This window comes from Hominiventricola filiformis (genome assembly GCF_020686965.1).
Taxonomy (GTDB): Bacteria; Bacillota; Clostridia; order Lachnospirales; family Lachnospiraceae; genus Hominiventricola; species Hominiventricola filiformis.
The window spans coordinates 259,141-280,793 of record NZ_JAJEPS010000001.1 but is presented as its reverse complement, the minus strand read 5'-3'; the positions used below and the strand labels follow the sequence as shown (position 1 = coordinate 280,793).

At 44.8% G+C, this 21,653-nt stretch carries 35 protein-coding genes; 28 read left to right on the top strand and 7 right to left on the bottom strand.

The features are described from left to right. Window positions 1-4 precede the first annotated feature (4 nt). From LKD36_RS01395 to LKD36_RS01345, 11 genes are read left to right on the top strand one after another with little or no spacing between them, the layout of a single operon-like run. On the top strand, window positions 5-445 hold the full coding sequence (locus LKD36_RS01395; protein WP_308458384.1) for a hypothetical protein: 441 nt from the start codon (window positions 5-7) through the stop codon (window positions 443-445). Further along, entirely contained in the window at window positions 442-924 is a 483-nt protein-coding gene (locus LKD36_RS01390) for a YopX family protein (protein ID WP_308458383.1), read from the top strand. Before LKD36_RS01395 ends, LKD36_RS01390 begins: the two co-directional genes overlap by 4 nt. Continuing rightward, entirely contained in the window at window positions 917-1,186 is a 270-nt protein-coding gene (locus LKD36_RS01385; protein WP_308458382.1) for a hypothetical protein, read from the top strand. The genes LKD36_RS01390 and LKD36_RS01385 overlap by 8 nt, the downstream gene beginning before the upstream one ends. Further along, window positions 1,179-1,928, top strand: a complete 750-nt coding sequence (locus tag LKD36_RS01380) for a DNA methyltransferase (protein WP_308458381.1) — start codon at window positions 1,179-1,181, stop codon at window positions 1,926-1,928. The genes LKD36_RS01385 and LKD36_RS01380 overlap by 8 nt, the downstream gene beginning before the upstream one ends. Window positions 1,929-1,953: 25 nt before the next feature. Beyond that, on the top strand, window positions 1,954-2,106 hold the full coding sequence (locus tag LKD36_RS01375; protein WP_308458380.1) for a hypothetical protein: 153 nt from the start codon (window positions 1,954-1,956) through the stop codon (window positions 2,104-2,106). After that, complete coding sequence (locus LKD36_RS01370) at window positions 2,103-2,612, top strand: hypothetical protein (RefSeq protein ID WP_308458379.1); 510 nt, start codon at window positions 2,103-2,105, stop codon at window positions 2,610-2,612. Before LKD36_RS01375 ends, LKD36_RS01370 begins: the two co-directional genes overlap by 4 nt. Further along, window positions 2,602-2,784: a hypothetical protein gene (locus LKD36_RS01365; protein ID WP_308458378.1), complete on the top strand. Its 183-nt coding sequence runs from the start codon at window positions 2,602-2,604 to the stop codon at window positions 2,782-2,784. The genes LKD36_RS01370 and LKD36_RS01365 overlap by 11 nt, the downstream gene beginning before the upstream one ends. Next, entirely contained in the window at window positions 2,781-3,248 is a 468-nt protein-coding gene (locus tag LKD36_RS01360; protein ID WP_308458376.1) for a VRR-NUC domain-containing protein, read from the top strand. Before LKD36_RS01365 ends, LKD36_RS01360 begins: the two co-directional genes overlap by 4 nt. Beyond that, window positions 3,193-3,426, top strand: a complete 234-nt coding sequence (locus LKD36_RS01355; protein ID WP_308458375.1) for a hypothetical protein — start codon at window positions 3,193-3,195, stop codon at window positions 3,424-3,426. The genes LKD36_RS01360 and LKD36_RS01355 overlap by 56 nt, the downstream gene beginning before the upstream one ends. After that, window positions 3,413-3,919, top strand: coding sequence for a hypothetical protein (locus LKD36_RS01350; protein ID WP_308458374.1), 507 nt, complete (start codon window positions 3,413-3,415; stop codon window positions 3,917-3,919). Before LKD36_RS01355 ends, LKD36_RS01350 begins: the two co-directional genes overlap by 14 nt. Window positions 3,920-3,953: 34 nt before the next feature. Beyond that, window positions 3,954-4,313 (top strand): hypothetical protein, encoded by a 360-nt coding sequence (locus LKD36_RS01345; protein ID WP_308458373.1) that lies wholly within the window; start codon window positions 3,954-3,956, stop codon window positions 4,311-4,313. 37 nt (window positions 4,314-4,350) lie between these two features. Here the strand turns inward: LKD36_RS01345 and LKD36_RS01340 are convergent, their stop codons facing one another. The 7 genes from LKD36_RS01340 to LKD36_RS01310 all read right to left on the bottom strand — a co-directional run bounded on the left by LKD36_RS01340 (window position 4,351) and on the right by LKD36_RS01310 (window position 8,340). Continuing rightward, entirely contained in the window at window positions 4,351-4,572 is a 222-nt protein-coding gene (locus LKD36_RS01340; protein WP_308458372.1) for a helix-turn-helix domain-containing protein, read from the bottom strand. A 72-nt stretch (window positions 4,573-4,644) separates the two neighbouring features. Beyond that, complete coding sequence (locus tag LKD36_RS01335; RefSeq protein ID WP_308458371.1) at window positions 4,645-5,133, bottom strand: gamma-glutamylcyclotransferase family protein; 489 nt, start codon at window positions 5,131-5,133, stop codon at window positions 4,645-4,647. An 18-nt stretch (window positions 5,134-5,151) separates the two neighbouring features. Next, a complete protein-coding gene (locus tag LKD36_RS01330; protein WP_308458370.1) occupies window positions 5,152-5,535 on the bottom strand; it encodes a DUF3846 domain-containing protein in 384 nt (127 codons plus the stop codon). A gap of 82 nt (window positions 5,536-5,617) precedes the next feature. After that, window positions 5,618-5,956, bottom strand: a complete 339-nt coding sequence (locus LKD36_RS01325) for a hypothetical protein (protein WP_308458369.1) — start codon at window positions 5,954-5,956, stop codon at window positions 5,618-5,620. 174 nt (window positions 5,957-6,130) lie between these two features. Next, window positions 6,131-6,379, bottom strand: coding sequence for a hypothetical protein (locus LKD36_RS01320; protein WP_308458368.1), 249 nt, complete (start codon window positions 6,377-6,379; stop codon window positions 6,131-6,133). Between the two features lie 88 nt (window positions 6,380-6,467). Beyond that, entirely contained in the window at window positions 6,468-7,025 is a 558-nt protein-coding gene (locus LKD36_RS01315) for a hypothetical protein (RefSeq protein ID WP_308458367.1), read from the bottom strand. A 181-nt stretch (window positions 7,026-7,206) separates the two neighbouring features. After that, window positions 7,207-8,340 carry an amidoligase family protein gene (locus LKD36_RS01310; RefSeq protein ID WP_308458366.1) on the bottom strand — a complete coding sequence of 378 codons (1,134 nt, stop codon included), beginning with the start codon at window positions 8,338-8,340 and terminating at the stop codon, window positions 7,207-7,209. Between the two features lie 161 nt (window positions 8,341-8,501). Between LKD36_RS01310 and LKD36_RS01305 the strand changes: the two genes are divergently transcribed. From LKD36_RS01305 to LKD36_RS01225, 17 genes are all read left to right on the top strand, one after another. Beyond that, a complete protein-coding gene (locus LKD36_RS01305; protein ID WP_308458365.1) occupies window positions 8,502-8,840 on the top strand; it encodes a hypothetical protein in 339 nt (112 codons plus the stop codon). Window positions 8,841-9,204: 364 nt separating this feature from the next. Beyond that, window positions 9,205-10,524, top strand: a complete 1,320-nt coding sequence (locus LKD36_RS01300; RefSeq protein WP_308458364.1) for a site-specific DNA-methyltransferase — start codon at window positions 9,205-9,207, stop codon at window positions 10,522-10,524. A 4-nt stretch (window positions 10,525-10,528) separates the two neighbouring features. After that, entirely contained in the window at window positions 10,529-11,068 is a 540-nt protein-coding gene (locus LKD36_RS01295) for a hypothetical protein (RefSeq protein ID WP_308458363.1), read from the top strand. Then, window positions 11,055-12,896 carry a phage terminase large subunit family protein gene (locus LKD36_RS01290; RefSeq protein ID WP_308458362.1) on the top strand — a complete coding sequence of 614 codons (1,842 nt, stop codon included), beginning with the start codon at window positions 11,055-11,057 and terminating at the stop codon, window positions 12,894-12,896. Before LKD36_RS01295 ends, LKD36_RS01290 begins: the two co-directional genes overlap by 14 nt. After that, a complete protein-coding gene (locus tag LKD36_RS01285) occupies window positions 12,889-13,119 on the top strand; it encodes a peptidylprolyl isomerase (RefSeq protein ID WP_308458361.1) in 231 nt (76 codons plus the stop codon). The genes LKD36_RS01290 and LKD36_RS01285 overlap by 8 nt, the downstream gene beginning before the upstream one ends. Window positions 13,120-13,121: 2 nt before the next feature. Further along, complete coding sequence (locus LKD36_RS01280; RefSeq protein ID WP_308458360.1) at window positions 13,122-14,636, top strand: phage portal protein; 1,515 nt, start codon at window positions 13,122-13,124, stop codon at window positions 14,634-14,636. Further along, window positions 14,569-15,246, top strand: coding sequence for an HK97 family phage prohead protease (locus tag LKD36_RS01275; RefSeq protein ID WP_331465085.1), 678 nt, complete (start codon window positions 14,569-14,571; stop codon window positions 15,244-15,246). The genes LKD36_RS01280 and LKD36_RS01275 overlap by 68 nt, the downstream gene beginning before the upstream one ends. Then, window positions 15,243-16,763 (top strand): phage major capsid protein, encoded by a 1,521-nt coding sequence (locus LKD36_RS01270; protein ID WP_308458359.1) that lies wholly within the window; start codon window positions 15,243-15,245, stop codon window positions 16,761-16,763. Before LKD36_RS01275 ends, LKD36_RS01270 begins: the two co-directional genes overlap by 4 nt. Window positions 16,764-16,779: 16 nt before the next feature. After that, entirely contained in the window at window positions 16,780-17,112 is a 333-nt protein-coding gene (locus tag LKD36_RS01265; RefSeq protein WP_308458358.1) for a DUF2190 family protein, read from the top strand. An 11-nt stretch (window positions 17,113-17,123) separates the two neighbouring features. Continuing rightward, entirely contained in the window at window positions 17,124-17,543 is a 420-nt protein-coding gene (locus LKD36_RS01260) for a hypothetical protein (RefSeq protein ID WP_308458357.1), read from the top strand. 3 nt (window positions 17,544-17,546) lie between these two features. Next, a complete protein-coding gene (locus LKD36_RS01255; protein ID WP_308458356.1) occupies window positions 17,547-17,885 on the top strand; it encodes a hypothetical protein in 339 nt (112 codons plus the stop codon). Next, window positions 17,882-18,496 carry a hypothetical protein gene (locus LKD36_RS01250; protein ID WP_308458355.1) on the top strand — a complete coding sequence of 205 codons (615 nt, stop codon included), beginning with the start codon at window positions 17,882-17,884 and terminating at the stop codon, window positions 18,494-18,496. The genes LKD36_RS01255 and LKD36_RS01250 overlap by 4 nt, the downstream gene beginning before the upstream one ends. 5 nt (window positions 18,497-18,501) lie before the next feature. Then, window positions 18,502-18,969 (top strand): hypothetical protein, encoded by a 468-nt coding sequence (locus tag LKD36_RS01245; protein ID WP_308458354.1) that lies wholly within the window; start codon window positions 18,502-18,504, stop codon window positions 18,967-18,969. Then, on the top strand, window positions 18,966-19,286 hold the full coding sequence (locus LKD36_RS01240) for a hypothetical protein (RefSeq protein WP_308458353.1): 321 nt from the start codon (window positions 18,966-18,968) through the stop codon (window positions 19,284-19,286). Before LKD36_RS01245 ends, LKD36_RS01240 begins: the two co-directional genes overlap by 4 nt. A 1-nt stretch (window position 19,287) precedes the next feature. Next, window positions 19,288-20,712: a phage tail sheath family protein gene (locus tag LKD36_RS01235; RefSeq protein ID WP_308458352.1), complete on the top strand. Its 1,425-nt coding sequence runs from the start codon at window positions 19,288-19,290 to the stop codon at window positions 20,710-20,712. A 2-nt stretch (window positions 20,713-20,714) separates the two neighbouring features. Continuing rightward, entirely contained in the window at window positions 20,715-21,242 is a 528-nt protein-coding gene (locus tag LKD36_RS01230; RefSeq protein WP_308458351.1) for a phage major tail tube protein, read from the top strand. Beyond that, a complete protein-coding gene (locus LKD36_RS01225) occupies window positions 21,242-21,583 on the top strand; it encodes a phage tail assembly protein (RefSeq protein WP_308458350.1) in 342 nt (113 codons plus the stop codon). Before LKD36_RS01230 ends, LKD36_RS01225 begins: the two co-directional genes overlap by 1 nt. The last annotated feature ends 70 nt before the right edge of the window (window positions 21,584-21,653 follow it).

Here is a 21,653-nt window from a genome sequence, read left to right as displayed (position 1 = left end):
GCAAATGTTTATAAAGCAGATTAGCAAGGAAGAGGCATTGCAGCTTGCATCAAAGGGTCAGGATATTATGATCATGGTTCCTGGTGAAGGTGATGGTAGTTGGAGCGATATGGTTCCGGATACTTTGCAGAATCTGTTAGCCGGACTCATGTTCTTCAGAAAAGAACCGGCATTAGAAAATTCAATCCTTGAGGGAAATAATACCCCCCCCGATGCAAAAAATAATGGAGACATTAAGAAATCTCCCAGAAGCACCGAAAAATCAACCGCCAACAGTGTGGCTTCCGGTGCCGAACGGAAAAAGAAAATAACGGTGGATACGGGTAAATTAGTTGCCTTACGTAATGCCGGGTGGTCGATGAAAAAGATTGCTGAGGAATTGGGCATCAGTGAAGGCAGTGTGTTTAATTATTTGAAGAAAATGGAAGGGAAAAACGAAGAATGAAAGGTTTTAAATGCAGAGGCTGGTCACCGGATTTAAAGACATGGGTTTACGGTGCATATTATGAGCATTGTACTTGCGCGGTGTGTTTTTCTAACGAAGACAAGCCTGAGTACCATCAGACAAAGATTGTGTTTGAGCAGATTCAGGACTGGAATTTCCCATACAGAACGCTGGTAGCGGATGTTATTCCGGAATCTGTTGGTGCTTTTACCGGTTGCCGGCTGGATGGAGTTGAGGTCTATGAAGGTGATGTCATTGTCTACGACGTTGGCGGCGACCTTCAGTTCTACGGCCTTGTGAAGTATGGCAGATATTATGATAACCATATGGGCTTTTACATTGATTGGCATAAAAAATGTTTGCTTAAAAATGAAATTTTGTACTGGATGGAATATCCAAACGGACATGTTTATGAAAAAGTAAAAATCGTTGGAAATATTTATGAAAACCCGAAGCTGGAGGAAAAGGTATATGGCTAAGACGAGGAATAAATCTTATATCCTGAATCGGGAAAAGTACAAAGCAATTAGAAAGTATGACCATCAGCAGCTGGAAGACTTCTGTGGCAGTATCTATGAGAGCGGATACAAAAATGGTTATACCAATGGATGTGATACAGCAGCTGCATCCAGCCTGAGTCTGGAAGAGTTCATGCAGGCAGCAGCAGAGGTAAAAGGCATTGGGCCGAAGAAGCTGGAAGAGATCCGGAGTTGCATAGAAACGAGGAAACAAGATGAGTGATTTTGTGCCGGGATTCGGATATTACAATCTGGATTGCATGGAGGGAATGAAACTTTTCCCGGATAAGTATTTTGATCTTGCAATCGTGGATCCTCCGTACTTCTCAGGACCGGAGCGGCGCGGATATTATGGGCGATCAGTATCGCCCATCGGCGTCAGCCGGTTATATGGAAAACTGGATGTATGGAAGGTTCCGGGCGAGGATTATTTCAGAGAGTTATTCCGTGTGTCAAAGGAGCAGATCATCTGGGGATGCAACTATTTTGATTATAACTTTGGATCAGGGAGAATTGTTTGGGATAAAGTCAATGGAACCAGTGATTTTTCAGATTGTGAAATTGCCTATTGCAGCATGCACAATTCGGTCAGAATTTTCCGGTACATGTGGAATGGAATGTTTCAGGGTAAGAGCATGACAGAGGGATGGATCCAGCAGGGAAACAAATCTAAGAATGAGAAGCGGATTCATCCGACGCAGAAGCCAGTAATTTTGTATGAATGGCTGCTACAGAAATATGCAAAGCCAGGCTTTAAGATTCTGGATACCCACGTAGGTAGTGCCAGCAGTTTGATCGCATGCCACAGAGCGCAGTGTGCGTATGTTGGATATGAAATTGATAAATCTATGTATCAGTTATCAAGCAAGCGACTTTGGGAGGAGACGGCACAGTTATCAATTTTTGATATGGAGGACCGACAGCATGACAATATTGAACGGATGCGATGTTCGCAGTTTCGATAAGCGTTCCTGGAGATGCAGAAAATGTATGAACAGGGATTACTGTGCCGAAAGAAAAGCTAAACCGGTTTCATATGATCGACCATCTCCCGGAATTGGAATGGTAAGTCTGCAGCGGGCAATAGATAATTACATAGCATTTGGAAAAGCAATGCAGGTATTTTCGGAGGTAGAGAAGTGAGTGAAAAATTTTTTACAATTAACAAAGACAGTGATTTCTATGCAGCATATATGCAGTTCAGAAAGGATTTGAATAACTATTGGATAGTTTTCAATGAATTTTTGGAGATTCATGAAATCGAAGCGACGGAATATGTGCCATCAGATAAGTGTGTGATGATTATTCCGACGGAAAATGATCTGAAAAAATTTGATGGGATGTTTACGAAGAAAACGAATGGATGTGGAGTGAGATATTTTAAGAAAAATTGTGCTATAACCAGGGATTGGCTTGAAACCGTGAAAACAAAGCATCTGAAAGTTCCTGTAAAACCAAGTTATTTACGTTACGGTCTAATGGTTATGGGAAAAGTTTCAAGTAGATGCTTTATGGTCGGAGATATTTTATATGGGGCGATTAAAGCAGATTCTGATATCGAATTACTTAATTTCATGACAGAGATCAAAGGAAGTGTGTTCTGGAAAGTAGTTGAAGATGAAGAGGAAAGGCTGAAGAATGCAAAATAGATTTATCGCATTGATGAATTCCATGGCAATCGTGTGGGGAATCACGAAGATCTGGCAGTTCCTTGAGCTTCTGTTTTACAGGGAAATACAAGCCAGGAAGGTTGATGATATCATAGCAGCCATATTTCTTGTGATTTTATACATCTATGAAAGGCGGCTGCAGGAAGAATGATCAAAGGACTTGACCGGTTTCAGACAAAAGCGGAAGCATTAATTTTTGTCAGAGAAAATGTACAAGGCTGTATCAGTGCTGAAAGATACCTGCAGGAGCATGTGCCGAAAGAAAGCTACTATCAGAAAAAAATCATGGATTATGTAAAAATAGCATATCCAGATGCCTTTGTTTGGAAGGAGGCGGCTGGGGAATACAGCCGCCAAGGCATCCCGGATGTATCTGCTGTTATCTATGGTAGATATTATGGATTTGAAGTAAAGCGGCCGTATTTTGGAAAGCTGAGCAAGATCCAGGAACAGACGATCAGGCAGATCCGGGCAGCAGGAGGCATTGCAGGTGTGTGTATTTTTCCGGAGGATGCGGAACGGCTGATTCAGGAAGGATTAAAGAGGGGAGGAAATTTTGATGAAAAGATCGACGAAGAAACTGCTGCGGAAGGTAGAAAACGGAAATCTGTTTGATGATGTTCCAACCGGAGTACTCTGTCAGAGCATTCAGATGATGATTGACGCATTGAATCGTAGAGGTGTGCCGGTAAGGGATTTTGATCATAAGGAAAAGCACGTGGAACAGATCCAGATTCTCAAAGATGCGGTATATTTTTTGACAAAAGGAGATGATCCGGATGGAGAGGCATAAGGAACGATTATCGCCGGAAGCGGTTCTATTGGACAAATATTTGAATTCCTATAATCGCTGTAAGAATCGGAAGCGGGCGCTGGAGCGGAGAAAGTATGACCTGGAGAAGGAATTTTATAGCCCGCTGCATTCACCCGTTATAGATGGAATGCCAAAAGGCAGCGGGGAGAATGTCGGGTGTGCCGGGCTGAGCTATGAGCTAGATGAGATCAACACACGAATTGATGAAAAGATTCAGGAGATGAAAAAGGAATATGTGAAAATCACAGACATCCTGGAATTTTTGAACGAGGACTCCACGGAGCGGGCTATTCTGGAATACAAATATATTGACGGGTTAGCCTGGAAAGGAATTTGTGAACATGAGCATCTTTCCAAGACCCCGGCGACACAGTACTGGAGGAAAGGTTTGTACCGGCTGTTGGAATTTGCCAAGGTTCAGGAGCTTGTACGGGAATACGAAAAAGAGATTGACGGCCTGATGCGTACCTAGCTATAATTTTGATCAGGCAGAGGAGGGCACAGCCATGGAAAAACAATTTTTTATAGTGAGACATCCGGAGTCGAAGATTATTTTTGATCTGGCAGATATGTTAGCTGCAGCAAGGTATCCCATTTATTTCAGTTTCGCGGACTATGGTGACTGCGGTGAATTTGATGAGGAAGAGTTGGAAGGATGCACAGAAGAGCAGCGCAGAAGGATTTTCTGGGAGAATTGCCCGCTTTTCATTGAGACACAGACCGGCGAGCTGATTGATGGTGAAGCACCAGTGGCAGCATATTTTGATGGAGAAAGCCTGTCGGTATCCATTGCGGGAGATCCGAAGGAAGTAGAAACAGCAGAAGAGGCATTCCTGAGTTTCAAAAAATATTTTGACGAGAGATAGGATAGGACATGAAAAAAGCACCGATAAAGGTGCTTTTTTAATCGTCGTCAATAATGTTTTCGATCGGGACTCCAAGCGCACGTGCAAGATCACGGACACGGCCCACAGAGGCATCATTAATGCTTGACCGGCGCTGCTCATATCTTTCAATCGCGCGGGCGCTGACGCCGGATTTTTCAGCCAGCTGTGCACGGGTCATACCAAGATCCTGCCGTATTTTTGTTAATTTGGTCAGATTATTTTTTTTGATGTAAGCCATACCATCACCTCTGATTTTTTTAGCGCCGGAAATATCCCGGCGCTTTTATTATACTATCATGGCAGTAGTTTGTCATACAAATTTTTTGAAGCGATGCTCCCGGAATGCAGATGCTTCCAGATAAATTTTTTGACGGGCATCCTCAAGGAATGCAAGGTCAAAGCCGAAGTCCTGATATCCATGGACGATGGTAGAATAATAGTATGAGTTGGGTTCCGTTGCGATACCCTGATTCATCAGATAAATAATACCGGTCAGAGTTGTGCCGTCATCCATTGCAACCTCAATATTTTCTTTTCGGTAAAGGTGAGGGTACCCTTCATAGTGGTCCAAGTTTCTTTCATCAGATGCGGAGATTTTCCAGACGGCAACCGGGACGTCTGTCTGCGCACCGGGCAGAATTGTTGCAACACCGCAGCCGCGTGCGTTCCCCCAGAAAGTGAGAGAATAATTTTTGACCACACCTGTGCCATAAACGGTGGCATCCGGGCAGCGGTACTGCATCTGCCCCTGATGCAAATTTGATCCATAAGCAACATAGAATTTTTTTGATTTTTTCATGATATGTACCTCCATTTTTTAATATTCAACTTGTGTCAGAGCCGGGTAACCTTCGGGATGTTTTCTGGTGAAAATAGTTAAGACATGCTTCAGAATATAATTAGCATCGTCATCGGTCAGGCTTTGCAGTTCGCCATCAATATTTTCAGCGCTTACAATAAAAAGATTGCCAACAAGTTGTGGCTGACCGAAATTGTTGGTTGCTGAAATTTTGTAATCTTCAGCAAATAAACCCTCATCATCACAGATGATAGTAAAATATTTGTTGCCGATTTTTCTTACTGGCATATCTACCAAGCTACAATTCAGAATCCGGTAGAATTCATCCAGAGAATCCTCAATCTCGATTTTTTGAACCTTGGAATTTTGCACATCCAGCAAAACCCCGAATAATTTTTTCATACGTGACACCTCCGAAATATTTTTTGACCGGTTAACCGGTAAAGCCTGTGCCGGGAATTGAACCCGGCTGGAACCATTCAGGCTAATTATCACAGATTTCTTCAAAGAGCCCTGCCCATCCGGCATATCTCACGGATGCAATTTTGTCATCCAGCACGGAATCAGTTGTGCCGTTATCATCCATGATAGCTGCCACGATATCACCCTCGGCGTAGTCGTTGATGCCATAAAAGCTGTACAGCAGACCGGATCCGGTGGAAAATGTTACAAGATCGCTTTTTTCATCCAGATCAATGATCACTCCGGCAGTTGGATAAGTGTGTGCTGCAGGAGCGGCAACTACCGGATTTTTAACAGTACAGCTGATCAGGAAAGCGCCAGCAACTGCTGCCATGGTTAAAAGAATTTTTTTGTTCATCATAATTTTGACCTCCAGATTTTTTTGATTCCCGGTACTCGGGGAAAGCAAGTCCGGGGATTGAACCCGGAGCCGCGCCGATCGCGCTTGCTAAATTTCAATTCTTCCAATCATGATCTCCCACGTGTACCGGAGACCATATCCAATTAAAATCCAAAAAAGAAAATCTGCCATGTTTTACACCTCCTGCTTTTTTGGAAGTTCGTACCGGATAATGACCACCTCTTCACCGGTGCTTTTCAGAATTTTTGTGCCGTTGTACATGGGACCGTTGAACCCAAGCAGTTTTGGCTGACCCTGCAGCTCATCCCGTTGACTTTCGTTGTAATTGTAGTCATAGATCAAACTGTTCAGCTGATCCACATTCTTGATATTTTCCGGCAAGTCGTAAACAAATTTGAAGCCGTTTCCTGTTCCCATAATCATATTCATTACCTCCACAAATTTTTGTTCCGGATGTTTCCGGGAATCCCGGCTGAGGGAATCGAACCCTCAGCGAAACCGTACCGGGGAATTAGTACCAGGAAGACTGGAAGCACGGCTGTCCGTCCCATGGGGTTAAAGAGATGCAGCTGCTTATTTTTACATGCCAGCCGCCGTTAGCTTTTTCGTAAGAATCCTGGGACACGGTTTTCTGAATCGGATCACTGATCCGGTTGTGCTGATCCGGGATTACATAACCGCTCATGGCACTGTTGGTTTCCGTTTCGATATGGCCAAGTTCTACGATTTCGATTTTGCAGGCGCTGATGATCTTTGTTACCAGATAAAACTCCACGTTTGTTTGTTCGTATCCCCATGAGTCTGTCAGGATGTCTCCAGCTTTGATGCCGAACTTTGAAACTGGTTCAGATTTTTTTGCTACCGGAGCCTGTGCCGGAGTAGCGGAGCTGCCAGATAACTTTTCAGCTAATGCCTTGCGATCTGCGGTGTTCTTTGCATACCACAGCTTTTTCATGCGATGCCACCGGAACCCTGCTGCCTTCATTGCTTCCCGGATTTCTTCAGCGGGTTTTCCCTCAAAAGTTAATTCGATACCGTTCAGTTCCTGATTGATTGCCATTGTACACATAAGCGAACCTCCTATTTTAAAATCTTTTTAAATACGCTTGAAAGCGTTTCTTGTTTATGCTGTGACTCTAACTCTGCGTGTTTGGAATGTCAAGTCTATTTTTGAAAAAATTTTTTCAAGCCGGAAAAATACCGGAAAGCCCTCCCCGGAGTCGAACCGGGGATTTGCCACAGGGCTACTGTTATGCGATAGATAACAGGTACATATTTTTTTCAGAGTCAAAGCTGATATTTTTTGCATATCCGTGCTTTTTGCAAAATGCCTCAGCCTTTTTCAGTGTTTCAAAGTACAAAAACTGATCGAAGTTTTTACCAAACCGCCAAGCGGAATTGCCTGTAAGATTTTTCAGCATGTGGTTTTTCGGATTTTTGAACATATCACCAGTCCAGCCCATGCTCACCAGCCATGTCCGCATAGCAAATTTTTCGTTGCCTGCAATCATGATTGGATTTTTTTCTGCTTTGATCCGGTCACTTATTAAGGCTTTCGCATTCATGGACAGAACCAGCAGGACAAAGGAACGGATGACTCCGGCATGCAGTGTGGCATTGAAAGCACGTATCTCGATGGTGTTGCAACTTTGTCCTCTGGTAGAGAAGTAGCGGTGCAGGTTCAGCAGATGATAACGGCTTTCGTCATAATGATTTGATCTGCAGTAATCCACATCATAACCGGAAAAATTTTTGTACCAGGCGTCCTCGATCTGTTCAATCGTTTTGCAGTTGTTCAGGTCATCCATGAAATGAGTGGGTGTGCCGTAGTCATTGCCACCGCTCCGGCGGTTGTTCATCGGTACGCACCAGTTACGGATTCGGGAACCAGTCACGCCTAAAGCTTTATAGAGCATGTTCTCCTGCGAATAGATCAAGTTGATAAAGTTTTTCAGTGACTTTGCAGTGTGTTCCTGGCTTCCTACATGCACGTGGATTCCGCAGCCATAACGGGCTCCAGTTTTTGCTCCGGCATTCCGTAAAGCCCGGATCACGTTCTGCAAGGTTCCCATATCGGACAGAAGCAGTGGCGGTGTGTTCAGTTCGCAGGAATAGACACCTCGGCAGTCAGCCTGACGACCGTCACTGTCAACTGCATTGATAGAGCAGTCAGAAACAAAGAGCCATTTGCGACCCTGCGGGTCAGTAACCTGGTATTTATGGTACCCACCTCCCAGATACAGAACAGATGAACCGGAGCCAAGGACGCTGGCGGTTACCCTTGCCGCGGTTTCCCTTGTAATTGCAGTCATCTCAACCTCAACACCGTAGGTCATATGGATGATCATGTTCTGCATTTCAGATCTTTCGTTTTTCGTTGCCATATTGAATCCTTCTATAGTAAATTAAATAGACGCTTGAAAGCGTTGCTTTGCGTGTCTGTATCATCGCTCTGGTGTGCCGGTTTTGTCAAGTCTAATTTTCAAAAAACTTTTCCGGAAGTCTGAAAAACGTTGAAATATCAATAAAAACTCACACAAAAAACTTGCATGGAAGAGAACGGAAGACGGAAAGAAGAGCGGCAAAGCAAAAAGCAAGCCGACTGAAAACAGAGCTGTGCCGATTAGATCAGAGAGGGACGGAAGACAGCCACCAGCTGAAGCAGAGCTGTGCCGAACAGGAAGAAAAAGCGGTCAGGCAGGACATGTGTGTCTATCAGATCAAGACGGCAGAGATCAGCAAGGGCAAGCTGTGCCGATCAGATCAGGGAGACCGCAGTCCAGCCGGGCAGGGTGTGCCGATCAGATCAGGCAGACAGATGCCAGTTGAAGCAGAGCTGTGCCGATCAGATCAGAACAGAAGACAGCCACACGTCAGAGGATAGGCAAGGATAAGGGATAAGAAGAGAACGACAGCCAGAGGAGACAAGAGGGCATGGAAAGAAGAACAGACTGAGCGGCTCACAGCTCTGTCTATAGACAGGAGGGACCAGAGGAGGAACACCTGTCCATAGAAGAAAAACGGCTCAAAACAGCCCCTTCTGTGCCCTTTAGGTACTACCTGTGTCTACCTGGAATGCGGGGCGAATCGAGCGCAGTATTTTTGCCGATAAAAGGTAAAAAAATTTCCCCATTTCGTTACGCAAAATAGTACGCAGTAGCACTCCGACATGTGATAATATGGTAATGTGAAATTTTGAAATGAGGCGGATGCAGCAGTGCATTCGCTTTTTTAGTGGAGAAACTGCTATGAAAATTGAAAAAAGAAAGTTATCTGATTTAAAGCCGGCAGAGTATAATCCACGAAAAGCGTTGACTCCAGCGGATTCGGAGTATCAGAAAATCAAACGCAGCATAGAGACTTTTGGTTATGTGGATCCAATGATTATCAATTCTGATGGAACCATTATTGGCGGTCATCAGAGGCATACGGTTCTTTCAGACCTTGGATATTCAGAGGCCGAGTGTGTAGTATTGGATCTGAATAAAGAAGATGAAAAGGCACTCAATGTTGCCATGAACAAAATATCCGGAGAATGGGATACCAATAAATTGAAAGATTTACTGGTGGATCTTGACCTGGGCGATTATGACCTGAGTCTTACCGGATTTGACAGTAAAGAGCTTGGGGATCTGATAGATTTGTCAGGATTTGAACCGGAGGTTACAGAAGATGAATTCAAACCAGAGGAGGTTGAGGAATTATCTCTTGTAAACAGCGGTGATGTTTGGCAGCTTGGCCGGCATCGACTAATGTGCGGAGACAGTACTTCAGAAGCTGATGTGAAAAGACTGATGGGTGATGAGAAGATGGACCTTATCATCACAGACCCACCATATAATGTTGCTTATGAAGATAAGCAGAAAAAAATGGATGCTTTTCGCACAAACAGTAATGGTTCAATGAAAATCCAGAATGATTCTATGAAGCAGGATCAATTCTATATGTTTTTGCTGAAAGCATTTGGAAATATGGAAGCCTGCATGAGAGATGGTGCTGCCATCTATGTTTTCCATGCAGATATTGAGGGATTGACCTTCAGAAAGGCTTATCAGGATGCAGGCTTGAAACTGGCTGAAGTTCTGATATGGGAAAAGAACAACTTTGTCATAGGAAAGAATGACTACCACTGGCGACATGAGCCTATTCTTTACGGATGGAAAACGGGAGCTGGGCACTATTTTGTTCAGGATAGAACGCAGGATACAGTTATTCTGGAAGATGATATTGATTTTGAAAATATGAAAAAGCCTGAACTCATTGCATACATCAAGGATAAGATGCACCAGTATGCAGATCAGAGTTCAGTTATATTTGAAAAAAGACCAGTCAGCAATAATCTGCATCCAACCATGAAACCGTTGGAACTCATAGGAAAATTCATGAGGAACAGCAGTAAAAAGGGCTGGAATATTGGAGATTTGTTTGGCGGTAGCGGATCAACACTGATGGCAGCGGAACAGCTGGGGCGCAATGCCTATGTGATGGAATGCGATGAACATTATGCCAGTGTGATTATTCGCCGCTGGGAAGAGTATACAGGTCAGGAAGCTGTAAGGATAGAGTGATGGAATGGCAGAGGAAAAGACAAACGGATACTATAAAGTTGATATTATAGCGGACCTTTTTGGCGTGAGTGTTCGGAGAATACAGCAGCTTACGCAGGAAGGAGTCATATCTACGGTTGCCACGAAAGAAGGCAGGCGGTATGACCTTGTTCCTACGATTCAGAAGTATGTGAAGTATCTTCAGGACAAAGCTTATGGCAAATCAAAGTCAGAGGCGGAGGGAAAACTGAAAGAACAGAAGCTCCGGGCTGAGATTGCATTGAAAGAATCGCAGAGTGAGCTGCACCGCTTGCGGACTGAGATTGCAGCCGGAAAGTATGTATCTGTTGAAGAAGTAAAGCTGGACTACAGCCGTTTCTTCATTTCATTTAAAAAGTTTGCGATGTCATTACCGAGTAAACTGGCAGGGCGGTTGACCGGGTTTGTAGATCCGGTTGAGGTAAGATCGATAGAGAATGAACTTCAGAAAGATGTGCAGCGTTTGCTTAACAGTTTTGTAGTAAACGCTGTTGTAGAAGAAGAGGAAAAGAATGGCAAGGCGTAAAAAAATACTGGTAACACAATACCAGTATGAAGCCCTGCAGTATTTGAGTCCGCCGGAACAATTAACGGTTTCCGAATGGGCGGAAAAGTATCGTATATTGGATGCAAAATCAGCAGCCATGCCAGGACCGTGGAGTAATGATGTTACTCCATATTTGAAAGGGGTTATGGATGAATTCAATAATTATGAGACCGAAAAGATTGTATTTGTAAAGCCGACGCAGGTTGGTGGTACCGAATCTCTTCAGAATATGATCGGCTACATTGTCATGCAGGATCCGGCGCCGACCATGATCGTGTATCCGACGGATACACTGGCAAAATCTATTTCAGAAAACCGATTGCAGCCGATGTTAAAAGCAACGCCAGAGATTGCAAAAAAGTTTGATGATACATCACCATTGTTGGAATTGCATTTTGATGGAATGTACCTGACACTGGCCGGGTCCAATTCTCCGTCAGGTCTTGCAAGTAAACCTATCCGATTTCTGATGATGGATGAGGTTGACAAGTATCCGGGAGCCAGCAATAAAGAGGCTGATCCAATAAAGCTTGCTACGGAGCGTACAAAAACGTTCCATAACAAAAAAATATTCATAACCAGTACGCCGACTTTGAAAACCGGTCATATCTGGCAAGAAAAAGAAAATGCTGATATCGAAAAACATTTCTTTGTGCCATGCCCGCACTGCGGAGAGTACATTGAATTTCAGTTTCCGAACATTCGCTTTCCCAGTGATGAGGGAATGAGCTATGCTGACCGGGCAGAATTTGCTACCTATGTGTGCCAGAAATGCGGATGTGTGATTACAGATAACGATAAGCATAACATGCTGAGACTTGGCGAATGGAGAACAGTTCGCCATAGTACAAAGTATGTCCGGAATGTAGCATTTTGGATCAACACCCTGTACAGTCCCTTTGTTCGCTGGTCTGATATCGCAAAAGAATTTCTTCAGACAAAGGACAATCCAGAAGATTTTCAGAATTTTGTCAATTCATGGCTGGCAGAGCCATGGGAGGATACGAAGCTGAAAACGAATGCTGATATGGTGATGGAACGTCAGACAGAGGTTCCGGCATATGTTGTGCCGTCATGGACAAAACTTCTGACAGCAGGGGTCGATGTTCAGGAGACATCATTGTATTGGACCATCAGAGCATGGGGAGATTACCTGACAAGCCAGAATATTGCACATGGCCAGGCATTATCCTTTTCAGAGATTGATAGGATCATGAATCTTCAGTACCAGACGGAAGATGGTGATCCGGTAGTTGTAAACCTGTGTCTGGTGGATTCAGGAGATCAGACCGATATGGTATACGATTTCTGTGTGACACATGCAGATTATGCATTGCCTGTAAAAGGATCCAGCCATGAACAATTAAGCCCATACAAGATGAGCAAGATAACGAAGGCAGACAGTAAAGCATATGGTATGACTTTGGTAGTTGCAGATGGCAATGCATATAAAGATATGATTGCCGGCCGTATGAAGCGCCCGAATGGCAGAGGAAGCTGGATGGTATATGCCGGATGCGATACGGAATATGCCGAACAGGTAACGGCTGAGCATAAGGTAAATGTGAAGAAAAATGGTGTAGTAAAGCAGGTGTGGGTTCCGAAGAGAAGCCATGCAGATAACCATTACCTGGATGCAGAAGTATATGCCCTGGTGGCGGCAGATATCCGAGGAGTCAGGACCTTGCATCTGCTGCAAGAAGATGTAGACGAGGTGCAGACTCAGAAGGAAGAAGATCCGGATGCACCGGAAGAGCAATGGATTAAAGCGAATGAAAACTGGTTAGGAGGAGCGCGTTATGGCTGATAAAATATCAAAGCAGGATTTGCTGGATGGTCTGAATCAGGCCATATATGCGATTACCGTTGGTGGACAGTCGTATAAAATCGGTTCCAGAAGTTTGACCCGAGCGGATCTGAAACAGATATATGCTATTAAAAATGATATAGAAGCCCAGATTGCCAGAGAGAATGCAGGCGATAATGGGCTTCTGGATGATTGCTATGTAGGTATTTTTGACGGGAGGTAAACATGAATTTTATTGATCATATCGTGGCAGCAATATCTCCGAAAGCAGCATATGAGAGAGAAGTTTACCGTCAGGCCTATGAGGAGATGAGATTATATTATGATGCCGGTGATTACAGTCGGACCAATGCCAACTGGCGGGTGATGAATGCATCGGCAGAAAACACAGATCGGTACAGTCGGGATAATGTCCGGGCAAGAGCCAGAGATCTGGAACGTAACAGTGATGTCATGAATTCTGTGATCGGTGCCTATAAGAGAAACGTTGTAGGCGGCGGTTATCAGATTCAGGTAAAAACGGATGACCCGGATCTGAATAAACAGATCGAGAAAGCCTGGAAGAAATGGTGTAAAAAACAGAATTGTGATGTGACCGGAACACAGAGTCTGAATCAGATCATTCGCATGGCAGTTAAGCGTAAGCGGGTGGATGGAGGTATCCTCTTTGTTAAGCGTTATACGAAAGATGGATATGTCCCATTTAAGCTTCAGATGATCGAGGTGGATGAGCTGGACCTTACCACGATGCAGCCACGGAAACCTGGAAATAAGGTAATTGGAGGCATTGAATATAATGAATTCAATAAGCCTGTAGGGTATTTTATCAGACAGTATGACATTGATGGTTTCAGCCAGCGTGAGCCGGTATATGTAGAAGCCAAAGATGTCATTTTTTATTTTACGAAACAGAGACCGTCACAGCTCAGGGAGATATCGGATATGGTGCCGACGATTCCACGAATTCGGGATATCAACGAATTCATGACAGCTGTGTCAGTGAAGGAACGTATCGAAGCCTGCCTTGCTGTGTTTATTAAAAAAGCATTGCCGACAACGGGATTGAACCCGTATGGAAGAGGAAATGCCTCTTCCAGTGAACCGAAGATTTCTTACGAAGGAAAAACCATCAGTCCTGGCATGATCAAAGAAATGAATGCCGGTGATGAGGTTCAGGTAGTGAATCCTTCCGGGCAAGGATCCGATGCAACGAATTTTGCAAAGCTGCAGCAGCGCCTTGTAGGTGCAGGTCAGGGAATCAGTTATGAGGCGGTTAGCCGTGATATGGCAGAGAGCACTTATTCTTCTACCAGACAGGGGCTGATTGAAGATGAACTGACTTACAAAGAAGAAAAGGAACTGCTGATTGAGATTCTGGATGAGATCTATGAAACGTTTGTTATCTCAGCTGTGTTGAGTAATAAAATCAATATTCCGAAATTCTGGCAGGATAAGGATAAATACCTGGATCATGAATGGATTCAGGAGCCAAAATCATGGATTGATCCGCAGAAGGAGTCCAATGCAACGAAGACAGCCATGCAGACCGGTCAGAAGACGTTCAAGCAGATTGCTGCGGAGAATGGCCGGGACTGGAGGTCTCAGATTGATGATATGGCGGAAGTCCTTGCCTATGGAAAGGAAAAAGGCGTAGACATGGGAGGTGTGATATTTGGGCAAAAAGAAGATCCGGCACCTGACGAGGGCGGCGGAGATGAATCCAAGCGAAAAGAAGAATAACGAGATGGGCGGCAGCCTGCAGCGTTATCTGACAGAGGGCAGTCTTGTCAGAATGGAAGGAGAGGGAAATGAAAGAAAATTCACCCTCTCTTTTTCATCTGAGGAGCCGTACAACCGCTGGTGGGGTACGGAGATTCTGTCACATACAGAGAGTGCAGTGAACCTTGAAAGACTGAATTCCATAGGGGTTGTTTTATACAATCATAACCGGGAAAAAGTTATTGGAAAGGTTCTGCGTGCATGGGTAGATGGCAACCGCGGATGCGCGGAGATCGAATTTGATTCTGATGATACATCCGAGATTATCTATCAGAAAGTATCCAGTGGAACACTGAAAGGTGTGTCCGTTGGGTATATTGTGGATGTCTGGGAAGAGGTATCCGCAAACAAACAGTCCAGTGATGGAAGATTTACGGGACCGTGTGATATTGCCACACGATGGACCCCGTATGAGATTTCTATCGTAAGCGTTCCTGCGGATCCAACCGTTGGGGTTGGCAGATCACAGGAGCAGCAGGCTGAAACAGAAAAGGGAGTAAGCAGCTTTTACTATAATGAGAAGCAGCTCCAGATAAATAAAAATCGTTTAACAGGAGGTAAAAATTTATGAATCGCGAACAGATGATTCAGAGACAGCAGGAGCTTCTTAATACAGCAAGAGCTGCACAGAGAGAGCTTACTGCAGAAGAACAGGCAGAGTTTGACAGCCTGCAGAGATCTATTGACGCAATGGGTGAGCAGACAACGGAACCGACAGTAGGAGCATCCACAGAGAGTCCGGAAGAGGTGCGTGCGGCTGAGCAGGCTCGTTGTCTTGAAATTACAAACCTTTGCCGGAACTTCGATGTCCCGGCGGAAGACCTGAGCAAATATATCAGGGAAGGTACATCTGTAGATGCAGTCAGAACAGCAATTCTGGACGGCATGGTATCCGCAGGAACTCCGATTGCTTCCCGTGGAAGAGCAGAGATGGTTGCAGATGAGCAGGATAAATTCAGAGCCGCTGCCGGAGATGCGCTCGTTATGAGAAGTGGCATTTCACTGGAAAGACCTGCAGAAGGAGCCCGTCAGCTGATGGGAATGTCACTTCGTGATCTTGCTATTGAATGTATGGCAAAAGAAGGACAGACGGGTCTTAACAGAAAGTCAGCAGATGAGCTGTATGGAATGATGATGAGCGAAAGACAGTTCTACAATCCGACCGCAGCATTTCCGTCCATCCTTGACAATGCTATCAATAAGGCATACGTGGAAGGACATAAGACAGTTGCAGTAACATTCGATCAGTGGACGAAGAAGGGCAGCCTGAAAGATTTTAAGACACATGACAACAATTATCTGGCTGGTCCGGCTGGTGAGTTTCTTGAGGTTCCGGAAGGCGGAGAACTGAAACATGATATTTTCAGAGATGAGAAACTGCCGACCAGAAAACTGAGAACCTATGGCCGTCAGTTTACGCTGACCCGTCAGGCGTTCATTAACGATGATATTGATCTTGTGACGAGAATCCCTGCAAGATATGCAGCAAGTGCAAGGAAGACCATCAATAAGCAGTGCTATCAGATTCTGGTGAATAACCCGGCCGTATATGATGGTGTACAGTTGTTCAGCACCAAGCATAAAAACCTTCTTGCGAAAGGTACCGGAATTACCAAAGAAGCTGTTCAGGGAATGATCCTTGCACTTCAGAATCAGGAAGACCAGTTCGGTGAGGCAATCATTATTAGACCGGCAATCATTATTGTGCCGAGTGGATACATGTTTGATATGTATACTCTGTTCTTCAGCCCGACAATCAATACAACTGATAATACGCAGGCAGTGAATCCGCTTTACAGATACAAGGACAGCATTACGGTAATAGAAGATCCGACCATCAATGCACTTTGCGGCGGCTTCGGAAACAAGATGCCATGGTGGCTGCTTGGCGCGAAAGACGATACTGACTTTGTTGAGGTTGACTACCTGAATGGTCAGGAGATTCCGACCATCAGAAGAATGGAGACTCCTGGACAGCTTGGCTTTGTATGGGATATCTATCTTGACTGGGGTATCAGTGTTATGGATTATCGCGGAGCAATCATGAATCCGGGTATCGAAGTAAAGAACCCGATCGAGCTGGCATAGAAAGGAGAAGGTGATCATGAGTAAAGCTATTTACTGGCAGAGAGGCGAGAGCCTTGATTATGTAAACACAGGATCAACAGTGATTGAAGCCAATTCGATCATTGATCTTAATAAACACCGGATTGCTGTAGTAGGAACATCTATCAATCCGAATGAAAAAGGATCTATCCATGTAACCGGAGTCTATAAGATTCCGAAAACAGACAGTGGAGAGATTAAGTTTGGCGCAGATGTGTTCTTCGATGGTACCGGAATTACGGCAACAGCAGGATCTAATACGCCTGCCGGTTATGCAGCGGAAAATTCCGCAGCAGGTGAAAGTCAGATCCTGGTGAAACTGCTTGGTTAGGAGGAGTGACTATGGCAGCAAAAAAAGAAGCTGAGGCTGTGCCGGAGATTACTGAGGAGGCTGTGCCGGAGATTACTGAGGAGGCTGTGCCGGAGATTACTGAGGAGGCTGTGCCGGAGATTACTGAGGAGGTTGTGCCGGAATCAGAGAAATCGGAGGAATCCCCTGTACTGAGGGCAGTGTCGCATATCCTGTATAATTCCAGGCAGTATGTGCCTGGACAGGAGCTTCCGACCAATAATCTGGACATGGTGAAAGCATGGATTGATGCAGGAACCGCAGTATGGATGGGAGAATCATCAGAGGTGATCAAAGCGATACCGGTGACTGCTATCGGAGGTCTTTCCGGAGAAGCCGTTGGCCCGGAGTCAGCGCCAGAGGGAGATCTCGTTGGAAGGGTTCCGGATACGGAGCAGCGGAAGGAAAAGTAAGTTATGATGTCATTCAAAGAGTTGGTAGAGCAGGACAATAAGACTGTATTTATGAATCTGGATGAATTCGCAGATACGCATGTCATTGGTGGAAAAGAGATGCCTTGTATCATTGATAACAATGAGATGATTGACCGTGAAAAGCGGTATCAGTATAAGAGGAGCCTCTATGCAGATGGAGTATACCTGAAAGAGGTACTTTTATATGTTAAGGCAGAGGATTTTGGACCATTGCCAGCTGTTGGACGGCTGCTGACTCTTGACAAAAAAAGCTATATCGTATCAGATGCCATCGATGAAGGTGGTATCTATTCCATCAGTCTGGAGGCGAATAAGACATGATGATCCATTTTCAGGTAGAGATGCAGGATCTGACGAAGATCGAGGCAGCACTTGGAATGACAAAGGATAAATCGAAAATTGCGCTCCGGAGTGCAATAAATAATGCAGCGAAGCAGATTGAAAAGACAATGATTTCGGAAACCAAAGGGAGGTATATCTTTAAAAGGGATATTAAATCTGCAAATGATCTGAGAAAGGCCACTACACGAAATCTGCAGGCGATTATTACTGTTCGTGGTACTCCGAATGAATTGTATGATTTTCAGGTCCGTCCACAGACCTATTATCCGGGAAGTAAAGGTGCTCCCAAATGGATTAAGGCCCGGGGTAAAAAGACCGGAACGTTGAAACAAATTGCAGCGAAGATGGGATCTGGGAGTGATCAGTACAAAGGATTTGTAGTGAAATATCACAGCGGACATCTTGCTTTTGCAGAGCGTGTGCCAGGGAAAAAGATGCGTTCAGATCCCCGAAAAGAGGCAATCGAATCACTGTATTCGCTGGCCACGCCGAAGATGGAAGAAGTGGTATACATGGACAATATCCATGACAATGTAATGGATATTCTGGAAAAGAGTATTGAAACACAGATTAACAGGTACTTGGGGTAAGAATTATGACACCGATAGAATTTCAAGACGCGTTGGCAACAGAGATCCGGTATATATTGAAACCATATGCATATAAGACTCCGGCTGGCGAACGGGCTTCCATGAACGTATTTACACAGTCAATTCCGGTTCAACAGACAGACGATGAAGAAGATCCATTTCCGTACGTGATTGTACGTCTTTCCAGTGGGGAGAATCCGCTTGGAAAGGATAGTTTCAATACGGTGAGCGTGATCCTGATTATTGGAATCTGGGATGATGCGCAGGATGCACAGGGGCATCGGGATGTCCTGAATGTAGTTCAGAAGATATATGAACGATTCAGTGAAAGCCCATGCCTGAACAAGCTGGCAGCGTATACGGGAGATTTTCAGTGGATGCTTCAGGAAGATAACTATTACCCTTATCATTTCGGAGCCTGTCATATGAAGTTTAATATTGCCGCAGTCAGAAGGGAGGATCCACTGGCTTGAGTGAAGAAAAATCAATTGAAAAAGAGAATGCAGTTGAAGTAGCTGTTGAAAAGTCAACTGTCAAAAAATCAGAGGGATCAGGAAACTTGATGTATCTTGGTCCCTCACTTATTGGAATTATCAGACATTCCACCGTATTCAAAGACGGAGTTTTACCGGACAAAGTGAAAAAATGTTGCGATGAATATCCGCCTATGAAGAAGTTATTTGTTTCTTTGGACGGCATAGCCGCTGCTTCCAAAGAACTTGGAAAAGAACAGAGTGTGCTTGGAACGATCTGCACACAGGTATCAAAGAGATTTACAGGAGGAAAATAAGATGGCGTATAAGCATGGTATCCGGATTCAGGAGAATCCGACCAATATTGCTGCACCGGTCATTATTGAGAATGGTGTGCCGGTGATTTTTGGAACAGCACCGATCAATATGGCAGCCAATCCGAAAGAAGCAACGAATAAGCTGTTCCTTTGTAAAACGTTTGCAGAGGCAGCGCAGAATCTTGGTTATTCTGATGACTATGAGTCTTACACATTGTGTCAGTCTATGGATGCTTTTTTCAAAGCATTCGGAGTCGGACCGGTTGTGTTGTGCAATGTTTTGGACCCGGCGAAGCATACAGCTTCCTATACGGAGGAATTGCAGATTGTGGACGGGCAGGCCGTATCGAAAGTGAAGGGAGTCCTGCTGGATGGACTCACCGTGGCTGGAAAGACGCTGGATGAAGATTACAGTGTCGAGTACAACGATGAGGGCTGCATGGTATTTACGATGTTGGCAGACAATACAGATCCGCTGAACGTAACCGGAAAGAAGCTGGACCCGACGAAGGTAAAAGCAGCTGACATCATTGGCTCTTATGATGCGGAAACCGGAGTTGAAACAGGGTTTGAGCTGGTTCGTAAAGTATATCCGTCTTTTGGGCTGACACCGGGACTGCTTCTGGCACCAGGTTGGACGCAGGAGCCGGCTGTCGGTATTGCACTGGTCAACAAATGTATGGATATCAACGGCTTATTTCGCTGTGAATGCCTTGTCGATCTGGACACGGAAACTGTGACCAAGTACACCGACGTCGAGCAGGCGAAAGCAGATTCCGGAATTACTTCTGAGCATGCCGTTTTGCTGTGGCCGAAAGTCAGATATGCCGGAAAAGATATGGCATATTCCGCAATGTATGCTGCACTGGTGGCATACACCGATTATCAGAATGATAACGTACCGAATCTGTCCCCATCAAACCATGCGCTTCCGATCAGCGCCACTGTGCTGTCTGATGGTACGGAGGTGCTGTTGGACAATCTTCAGGGAAATGAATTGAATGCCGTAGGAGTGGTCACGGCCATCAATCTGAACGGCTACAAAGCCTGGGGAAACAATACCGCAGCGTATCCGAATGTGACAGATCCGAAAGACCGGTGGATCTGTTGCAGGCGCTTTTTCTCCTGGTGGGGAAATAGCTTCATTACCAGATACATGGAAAAAGTAGACAATCCGGCAAACTACCGGCTGATCGAGAGCATCGTGGACACAGAAAATGTTCGCGGAAACAGTCTTGCATCCATGGGTAAGTGTGCCGGCATCAGAATGGTGTACGACAAAGAGGACAATCCGATTAATCAGGTTCTGGATGGGAAAATCGTGTTCCGCCAGTATCTGGCACCGTACACTCCGGCGGAAGATATTCTGAATATTCTGGAATTCGATCCGTCCATGATTGAAACAGCATTAGGCGGAGGTGAGTAAGCATGAGCAATATTACGAATGTACCGGAGATTATCAATAATTACAATGTGTACAACAATGGAAATGTTCTTATCGGTGTGTCTGGCGCAGTAACACTTCCTACGTTTGATGCAATCACAGAGGAAGTATCAGGTGCCGGAATCCTTGGATCCTATGAAACTTCTGTTCCAGGATCCTATTCTTCCATGACACAGGAGGTTCCGTTTCGTATTCTGGATGAAGATATCTTCTCTCTGATGGATCCGTCGTCTATGGTAGATCTGACATTCAGAGCATCTGCCCAGAGCACGGTAAAAGCAACCGGTGCATTGGACTATAAAGGCATGCGTATCGTAGAGAGAGGTCGACTGAAAAGCTTTACACCCGGAAATTATGAACAGGGAAAACAGATGGGTTCCAGTGTGACGCTGGAACTTTTGTATATTCTCATCGAGATCGACGGCGTAAAGAAGCTGGAATATGACAAACTGAATTCTGTGTTTATCGTAAATGAAAAGGATTTATTGGAGAAAGTGAGGTCTTATAGCTAATGGCTAATGAAGTAGAAGTTTTAAAAGCTGATCAGATCGAAGATCCGGAAGAGGAAAGCCTTGTTATTCAGTTTAAAAAACCGTACACATTTGAAGGAAAGGTCTACACGGAAATTGATCTTTCAGGGATGGAGGATCTGACCGGTGCAGATATGATTGCCGTCAATAAGCTCATGTCCAGAAATTCTCCGGGAATCCAGATCATGCCGGAGGTATCCGCAGAATATGCTGCATATTTTGCAGCCAGAGCGGCAAAGCAGCCGATTGAATTCTTTACCGGCATGCCGCCGAGAGAACTCATGAAGGTAAAAAACAGAGTGATGGGTTTTTTATTCGCTTAGGAATAAGTCCGTCCGATCTTCCGAAACTGCGGAAGATTATTATACAGCTGTCAATGACGATTCAGGCAGG